Below are 9,037 nucleotides of genomic sequence, written 5' to 3'. Positions count from 1 at the left end.
TGCTGGACTCCCTGACCGCCGAGCGGTTCGCGTCGGTGCTGCGGGCCAAGGCGGACTCCGCCCGCAACCTGCACGAGCTCACCGTCGAACTCGGCGTCGAGCTTTCCGCGTTCGTCCTCTTCGCCTCGGTCACCGGCACGCTCGGTGCGGCCGGTCAGGCCAACTATGCAGCCGCCAACGCCTACTTGGACGCTCTGGCCGAGCAGCGCCGTGCCGACGGGCTGGCGGCGACCTCGCTGGCCTGGGGTCCGTGGGCCGAGGGTGGCATGGCCGCCGACGGTGCCCTGGAGGCCCGGATGCGGCGCGAGGGCATGCCCCCGATGGCGCCCGCCACCGCCCTAGCCGCCCTGGCACACGCCGTGGGCACGGCCGACGTCGCGGTCACCGTCGCGGACATCGACTGGGAGCGACTCCCGGCCGTCCTGGCCGGGGTCCGGGCCAACCCGCTGATCAGCGACTTCGTCGCGAACACACAGGACACCCCGGCCGCTTCCGGCCGTGGCTCGGTGGTCACCGGCGCCGACGTCGCCGCCACCCTGGGCCCGCTCGCCGGACTGACCCGGACCGAGCAGGAGAAGGCACTGCTCGCTCTGGTCCGTACGCATGTGGCCACGGTGCTCGGACACGGTGGCACGGACGCCGTCGCGGCCGAACGCGCCTTCAAGGAGCTCGGCTTCGACTCGCTCACCGCCGTCGAGCTGCGCAACCGGCTCGGTGCCGCGACCGGCGTGCGCCTGCCCGCCACGCTCGTCTACGACTACCCGACCTCGGCCGCCCTGACCTCGTACCTTCTCGATCAACTCGGCGGTACGCCGGAGGAGTCGGAGACCGCCGCCGACGCCGGGACTGCCGCGACCGTCACGACTGCGGTCGATGACGACCCGATCGCCATCGTCGCGATGGGCTGCCGTTTCCCCGGCGGCGTCACCACTCCCGAGGAACTGTGGCGGCTGCTCGGCGACGGCACCGACGCCGTCGCCGACTTCCCGACCGACCGCGGTTGGGACCTGACCGGACTCCTCGGCGCCGGCTCCGACCTGCCCGGCACTTCGTCCACCGGCCGGGGCGGATTCCTTTACGACGCGCCCGAGTTCGACGCCGACCTCTTCGGTATCTCGCCGCGTGAGGCCCTGGCCATGGACCCGCAGCAGCGGCTGCTGCTTGAGACCTCCTGGGAGGTCTTCGAGCGCGCGGGCATCGACCCGACCTCGCTGCGCGGCAGTCGGGCCGGCGTTTACGTCGGCACCAACGGTCAGGACTACCTCTCGCTCGTCGCCCGTGAGGCCGACGGCCTGGAGGGCCACGTCGGCACCGGCAACGCCGCCAGCGTCGTCTCCGGCCGGCTCTCGTACGTCTTCGGTCTGGAGGGCCCGGCCGTCACCGTCGACACCGCCTGCTCCTCCTCCCTGGTCGCGCTGCACCTCGCCGTGCAGGCGCTGCGCAACGGCGAGTGCGACATGGCGCTCGCCGGCGGCGTGACCGTGATGTCCACGCCGGACGCCTTCGTGGACTTCAGCCGCCAGCGCGGCCTCGCCGAGGACGGCCGCATCAAGGCCTTCGCGGCGACCGCCGACGGCACCGGCTGGGGCGAGGGCGTCGGCATGCTGCTCGTCGAGCGCCTCTCCGACGCCCGGGCCAAGGGCCACCAGGTCCTCGCCCTCGTGCGCGGCTCCGCCATCAACCAGGACGGCGCCTCCAACGGGCTGACCGCCCCCAACGGCCCCTCCCAACAGCGCGTCATCCGCCAGGCGTTGGCGAGCGCCGGTCTCTCGGCGACAGACGTCGACGCGGTCGAGGCGCACGGTACGGGTACGCGGCTGGGTGACCCGATCGAGGCCCAGGCCCTGCTCGCCACGTACGGCCAGGACCGTCCCGAGGGCCACCCGCTGCACCTCGGCTCCGTCAAGTCGAACATCGGGCACACCCAGGCCGCCGCAGGCGTCGCGGGCATCATCAAGATGGTGCTGGCCATGCGGTACGGCATGCTGCCGCGCACCCTGCACGTGGACGAGCCGACCCCGCACGTCGACTGGTCGGCCGGGGACATCTCCCTGCTGACCGAGACCGTGGCCTGGCCGGAGACCGGGCGCCCGCGCCGCGCCGGCGTCTCCTCCTTCGGCCTGAGCGGCACGAACGCGCACACGATCCTGGAGCAGGCGCCGGGAACGGCCACGGAGACGGGGGCGGGAGCGCTCTCCGCCGAGTCCGGTGAGCAGGCCGGGACCGGGGCGGAGATCGAGACCGGGATCGGAACCGGGACCGGGACGCAGGCAGGCAGCACTGCCGTGAGTGGGCTTCCGCCGGTGTTGCCGTACGTGCTCGCCGCCCGTACCCCGGCGGGGCTGCGCGCCCAGGCCGGGCGACTGGCGGACCGGTTGGCGCAGGACCCGGCCCCGCGCCCGGGCGACGTCGCCCACTCCCTGACGGCCGGGCGCGCGGCGCTGGACGCGCGGGCCGTGGTGGTGGCCGGCTCCTCGGACCTCGACGGGCTCGTGGCGGGGCTGCGCGCGCTGGCCGCCGGGGAGCAGGCTCCTGGCCTGGTCCAGGACACCGTCGGCGAGGGCGGGCTCGCCTTCCTGTTCACGGGGCAGGGGAGTCAGCGGCTGGGGATGGGCCGGGAGTTGTATGCCGGGTATCCGGTGTTCGCCGATGCCTTCGACGCGGTGTGCGCGCACCTGGACCCGGAGCTGGAACTCCCGCTGCGGGAGGTGGTGTTCGGGGCCGACGCAGAACTGCTGAACCGGACGGAGTTCGCACAACCGGCGCTCTTCGCGGTGGAGGTTGCCCTCTTCCGGCTGTTGGAGTCGTGGGGTGTGAAGCCCGACTATGTGTCCGGGCACTCGATCGGTGAGATCGCTGCCGCGCATGTGGCGGGGGTGTTCTCGCTGGAGGACGCGTGTCGGCTGGTGTCCGCGCGGGGCCGGCTGATGCAGGCGCTGCCGGAGGGCGGGGTGATGATCGCCCTTCAGGCCACGGAGGACGAGGTCGCTCCGTTGCTCAACGAGCGCGTCAGTATCGCCGCGGTCAACGGGCCGCGGTCGGTGGTGATCGCGGGTGATGCGGATGAGGTCGAGAGGATCGCGGGGTCGTTCGGCGACCGCAAGTCGAAGCGGCTCGCGGTCAGTCACGCGTTTCATTCGCCGCACATGGACGGGATGCTGGACGACTTCCGTGCCGTGGCGGAGGGCTTGACGTACGGGCTTCCGAAGATATCGGTGATCTCGAATGTGAGCGGTGCTCTCGTTTCGGAGCAGTTGACGCGGCCGGAGTTCTGGGTCCGGCATGTCCGTGAGGCGGTCCGTTTCGCCGACGGTGTCCGCGCTCTGGAGGCGGCCGGCGTCACCACGTTCGTCGAGTTGGGTCCTGACGGGGTTCTCTCCGCCATGGGCCAGGACTGCGTGGAGAACGCCGACGCCGTTTTCATTCCCGTCCTCCGCGCCGGTCGTGAGGAGGCGGACACTCTTACCACCGCCCTCGCTCGGGCCCACGCCCACGGCACACGCGTCGACTGGGCCGCGTACTTCGCCGGTACGGGCGCGCGCCGGGTCGACCTGCCGACGTACGCCTTCCAGCGCACGCGCTACTGGCCCAGCGGGGCCGGGCTCGCGGCCGGGGATCCGGTGGCGATCGGGCTCGGCGCGGCCGGACACCCGCTGCTCGGAGCGGCTGTCGCGCTCGCCGACTCCGAGGGCGTGCTCCTGACCGGCCGGCTGGCCCTCGACTCGCACTCCTGGATCGGTGATCACGTGATCCACGGCAGTGTGCTGCTGCCGGGAACCGCGTTCGTGGATCTGGCGGTGCGGGCGGGTGATCAGGTGGGGTGCGGCACGGTCGAGGAGTTGATGTTGGAGGCTCCGCTGGTGCTGCCCGCGCGTGGTGGGGTGCAGCTTCAGCTTGTCGTGGAGGCCGCGGACGGTGTGGGTCGGCGTTCGTTCAGTGTGCACTCGCGTCGGCAGGACGCGTCGGCGGAGGAGCCGTGGACCCGGCACGCCTCCGGCGCGCTCCTCGCAGGCGGGGCCTGTGCGGAGGTCGCGGAACTGACGGAGTGGCCCCCGGTGGGTGCCGTACCGGTGGATGTGGAAGACCTGTATGCCGACCTGGTGGCCGAAGGTCTCGCCTATGGTCCGCTGTTCCAGGGTCTGACGGCCGCGTGGCGGCGTGGCGGTGAGCTGTTCACGGAGGTGGTGCTGCCTGAGGCCGGGCGGCGTGAGGCGGCTCGGTTCGGGGTGCATCCCGCGCTGCTGGACGCCGGTCTGCACGCCATCGGGTACGGCGAGTCCGAGGACGCTTCCGCCGGTGCTCTGCTGCCGTTCGCCTGGTCGGGCGTCACGCTGCACGCGGCGGGTGCCACCGGGCTCCGCATGCGACTCACCCCGCACGCCCTCGGAGACCCGCACACCTTCGCGTTGCTGGTGGCGGACGAGACCGGTCGCCCGGTCGCGACCGTCGACGCGCTCACCCTGCGCGTGGCCTCGGCCGAGCAGGTCCGGGCGGCCGATGGTGGTCATCTGGAGTCGTTGTTCCGGGTGGAGTGGGTGCCGGTTGCCGCCGGTGACGACGGTGCGGTGGGTGCGGTGGGTGCCGACGGGCAGCGTTGGGCCGTTCTGGGTCGGGACGTGTGGGGGCTGGCGGCCTGCGGGGCTCGGGTGACGGAGTACCCGGATGTCGCCGCGCTTTCCGCCGCGGTGGGGGAGGGCGAGCCGCTGCCGGACGCCGTATTCGTCTCCCCGGCGGTATCGGACGACTCCGACGTGCCGGCTGCCGTGCATGCGGCGGTGACCGACGCACTGGCCATCCTCCAGGCGTGGTTCGCCGACGAACTCCTCACCGGGGTAAGGCTGGTGTGGCTCACCAGTGACGCCGTGGAGTCCGACCTTGTCGGTGGTGCGGTGCGTGGTTTGTTGCGTTCGGCGCAGTCCGAGAATCCGGGTCAGTTGGTGATGGTCGATCTGGATGGTCGGGCCGAGTCGTTGTCGGTGTTCTCTGCCGTCCTGGCTGCCGGTGAGCCTGAACTCGCTGTGCGGCAGGGGGTGGTGAGTGTTCCGAGGCTGGCCCGTGTTCCGGCGGGTGAGCGGGTGGGCGAGGTGTCGGGGCTGTTGGGTGAGTCTCCCGGGACCGTTCTTGTCACCGGTGCGACGGGTATGCTCGGTCGGCTTTTCGCCCGTCACCTGGTCGTCGAGCATGGTGCGCGCAGGCTGCTGCTGCTCAGCCGTCGTGGTGGCGATGCCTCAGGTGCTGCGGAACTGCTCGCCGAGTTGGGTGGGTTGGGTGCCGAGGTGGAACTGGTCGCCTGCGATATGGCTGACCGTGATGCACTTGGCGCCGTCCTGGCCGCCGTGCCCGCGGAGCATCCGCTGACGGCGGTGGTGCACACGGCCGGTGTCCTGGACGACGGTGTCATCGCCTCGCTCACGCCCGAGCGGGTCGCGGCGGTGTTGCGGCCCAAGGTTGATGCTGCCTGGCATTTGCATGAGTTGACGCGGGGTCTGGATCTGTCCGCGTTCGTGTTGTTCTCGGGTGCGGCTGCTGCTTTCGGTGCGGCGGGTCAGGGCAGTTATGCGGCGGCGAATGCGTTTTTGGAGGTGCTTGCCGAGCGGCGTCGTGGTGAGGGGTTGCCGGCGACCGCGCTCGCGTGGGGTCTGTGGGCTCCGCAGGGGGGCGGGATGGCGGAGCGGCTCGACGAGGTCGATCTGCGGCGCATGGCCCGTGACGGGATGGGTGCGCTGTCCGGGTCGGAGGGGGTGGCGCTGTTCGACACGGCGATGACGGTGGACGCGCCGGTGCTGCTGCCGATGCGGTTGGACGTTGGGGCGCTCCGCGCCCAGGCGGTGTCCACCGGTGCCACGGCGGTGGCGTTGTTGCGTGATCTGGTGCGGGTCCCCACCCGTCGCCGTGCCGAACAGCGATCCGCGGGGGAAGGCGGTTCTCCGCTGGTGGCCCGGCTGGCCGGCCTGTCGGCCGATGAACGTGCCGCGCTGGTGCTGGAGTTGGTGCGTTCTCGTGTCGCGTCGGTGCTCGGCCATGGGGGCGCCGGGGCGGTGGAGGCCGACCGTGCTTTCAAGGAGTTGGGCTTCGACTCGCTGACGGCGGTGGAGCTGCGCAACGTTCTGAAGCAGGAGACGGGGCTGCGGTTGTCGCCGACCCTGGTCTTCGATTATCCGACCCCGAGTGCCCTCGCCCAGCACCTGCTCACCGAGATCGGCGGCGTCGAAACTGTCGATGTGGGCCGTGCGGTCGTGCGCACGGCGCCGGTCGCGCTGGATGATGATCCGGTCGTGATCGTGGGCATGGGCTGTCGTTTTCCGGGCGGCGTGCGCTCGCCCGAGGATCTGTGGCGGCTCGTCGCCACTGGCGGCGACGGCATCACCCTCTTTCCGGCGGACCGTGGCTGGGACATCGAATCGCTCTTCCACCCGGACCCGGACCACACCGGCACCTCGTACACGCGGGAGGGCGGTTTCCTGCACGATGCCGCCGAGTTCGACGCGGAGTTCTTCGGGATCTCCCCGCGCGAGGCGCTGGCGATGGACCCGCAGCAGCGGCTGCTGCTGGAGACGTCGTGGGAGGCGTTCGAGCGCGCGGGCATCGACCCGGCCTCGCTGCGCGGCAGCCGCACCGGCGTCTTCGCGGGAGTGATGTATCACGACTACGCCATCGGTGACGGCGGCGAACTGCCCGAAGGCGTCGAGGGCTACCTCGGCACCGGCACTGCCGGCAGCATCGCCTCCGGCCGCATCTCCTACACCTTCGGTCTGGAGGGTCCGGCCGTCACCGTGGACACGGCCTGCTCTTCCTCGCTGGTCGCGTTGCACTGGGCGATCCAGGCGCTGCGTAACGGTGAGTGCGACATGGCGCTCGCCGGTGGTGTCGCGGTCATGGCGACACCCGAAACCTTCGTGGACTTCAGCCGGCAGCGCGGTCTGTCGATGGACGGCCGTTGCAAGTCGTTCGCGGCGGCCGCCGACGGCACGGGCTGGGGCGAGGGCGCGGGCATGCTGCTCGTGGAGCGGCTGTCCGACGCGCGCGCAAAGGGACATCCGGTGCTCGCGGTCGTGCGCGGTTCGGCCGTCAACCAGGACGGCGCGTCCAACGGCCTGACCGCCCCGAACGGACCCTCGCAGCAGCGTGTCATCCGTGAAGCGCTCGCCAGTGCCGGTCTGTCGTCGTCCGAGGTGGACGCCGTGGAGGCGCATGGCACGGGGACGCGGCTGGGTGACCCGATCGAGGCTCAGGCGCTGCTCGCTACTTACGGCCAGGACCGTCCGGCGGGGCTGCCGCTGCACCTGGGTTCGATCAAGTCGAACATCGGGCACACGCAGGCCGCGGCCGGTGTCGCGGGCATCATCAAGATGGTCATGGCGATGCGCCACGGCGTCCTCCCGCAGAGCCTGCACATCGACGAGCCCACTCCGCAGGTGGACTGGGACGCGGGCGACATCGCCCTGCTGACGGACTCCGTGGCGTGGCCGGAGACGGGTCGCCCGCGCCGCGCGGGGGTCTCCTCGTTCGGTATCAGCGGGACCAACGCTCACGCTGTCATCGAGCAGGCCCCCGAGAACACGTCGGCCCCCGCGCCCGAGGCGTCTGTCACCGTGCCGGTGGTGCCGTGGCTCCTCTCTGGTCGTACGGCCGAGGCGTTGCGGGGTCAGGCTGTTCGGTTGCGCGGTTTCGCGGAGGGCTCGGTCGGCGTCCTGGATGTCGGCTACTCGCTCGCCACCGGCCGCGCGGCTCTGGAGCATCGCGCGGTTCTGGTCGGGATTCCGTCCGATGGGCACGTGGGTCTGACCGCCGGGCTTACGGCTCTCGCCGAGGGCGGGACCTCGGTGGGCTTGGTCCGGGGCGCGGTCGACAGTGGCGGGCTCGCCTTCGTGTTTACGGGGCAGGGGAGTCAGCGGCTTGGTATGGGGCGGGAGTTGTACGGGGCGTACCCGGTGTTCGCTGCGGCGTTGGACGCGGTGGCGGAGCGGATGATCCTCGAACTGCCGCTGAAGGAGGTGCTGTTCGGGGCCGACGCCGAGTTGTTGAACCGTACGGAGTTCGCGCAGCCGGCGTTGTTCGCGGTGGAGGTTGCCCTCTTCCGGCTGTTCGAGTCGTGGGGTGTGCGGGCGGACTTCGTGTCCGGGCATTCGATCGGTGAGATCGCTGCCGCGCATGTGGCGGGGGTGTTCTCGTTGGAGGACGCGTGCAGGCTGGTGTCGGCGCGGGGTCGGTTGATGCAGGCGCTGCCGGAGGGCGGGGTGATGATCGCGCTCCAGGCGACGGAGGCGGAGGTCGCGCCGTTGCTGTCGGAGCAGGTGAGTATCGCGGCGATCAACGGGCCGCGGGCGGTGGTCATCGCGGGTGATGCTGATGAGGCGGAGAGGATCGCGGGGTCGTTCGGCGACCGCAAGTCGAAGCGGCTGATCGTCAGTCACGCGTTTCATTCGCCGCACATGGACGGGATGCTGGACGACTTCCGTGAGGTCGCGGAGAGCCTGACCTATGAGGCACCGAAGATATCGGTGATCTCGAATGTGAGCGGTGCTCTCGTTTCGGAGCAGTTGACGCGGCCCGAGTTCTGGGTCCGTCACGTCCGCGAGGCGGTCCGTTTCAGCGACGGTATCCAGACCCTCGAAGCCGCCGGGGTGACCACGTTTGTCGAGTTGGGTCCGGACGGGGTTCTCTCCGCCATGGGCCAGGAGTGCGTCGAGAACGCCGACGCCGCTGTCTTCGCCCCCGCCCTGCGCGGCGGCCGCGACGAGGCCGAGACCGCCGTCGCGGCCCTCGCCCAGGCCTATGTTCGCGGCGCGGCCGTGGACTGGTCCGCCCTCTTCGCCGGTACGGGCTGTGGCGCCTCATCACTGATGGCCGACTTGCCGACGTACGCCTTCCAGCGCAAGCGCTACTGGCTGGACTTGTCGGGTGTCGCCCGCGTGGCGGGCGACGGGGCGGACGAGGGTTTTTGGGACGCGGTCGAGCAGCAGGATCTGGCCGCGTTGACTGCCGAGCTGGACGTGGCCGGTGACGCCACCGTCACCGAGTTGTTGCCGGCCCTGTC

At 71.2% G+C, this 9,037-nt stretch carries 1 protein-coding gene; it reads left to right on the top strand.

Annotated features, from left to right (window positions below; translation table 11 throughout):
• Window positions 1-9,037: SDR family NAD(P)-dependent oxidoreductase (locus tag ACZ6KY_RS41935; RefSeq protein ID WP_469315502.1), on the top strand; the 9,037-nt coding region annotated here is incomplete at both ends.

It is taken from the genome of Streptomyces sp. NPDC042002, assembly GCF_055588305.1.
The sequence above is the reverse complement of the archived record's forward strand: the minus strand, read 5'-3'. Positions and strand labels throughout refer to the sequence as shown.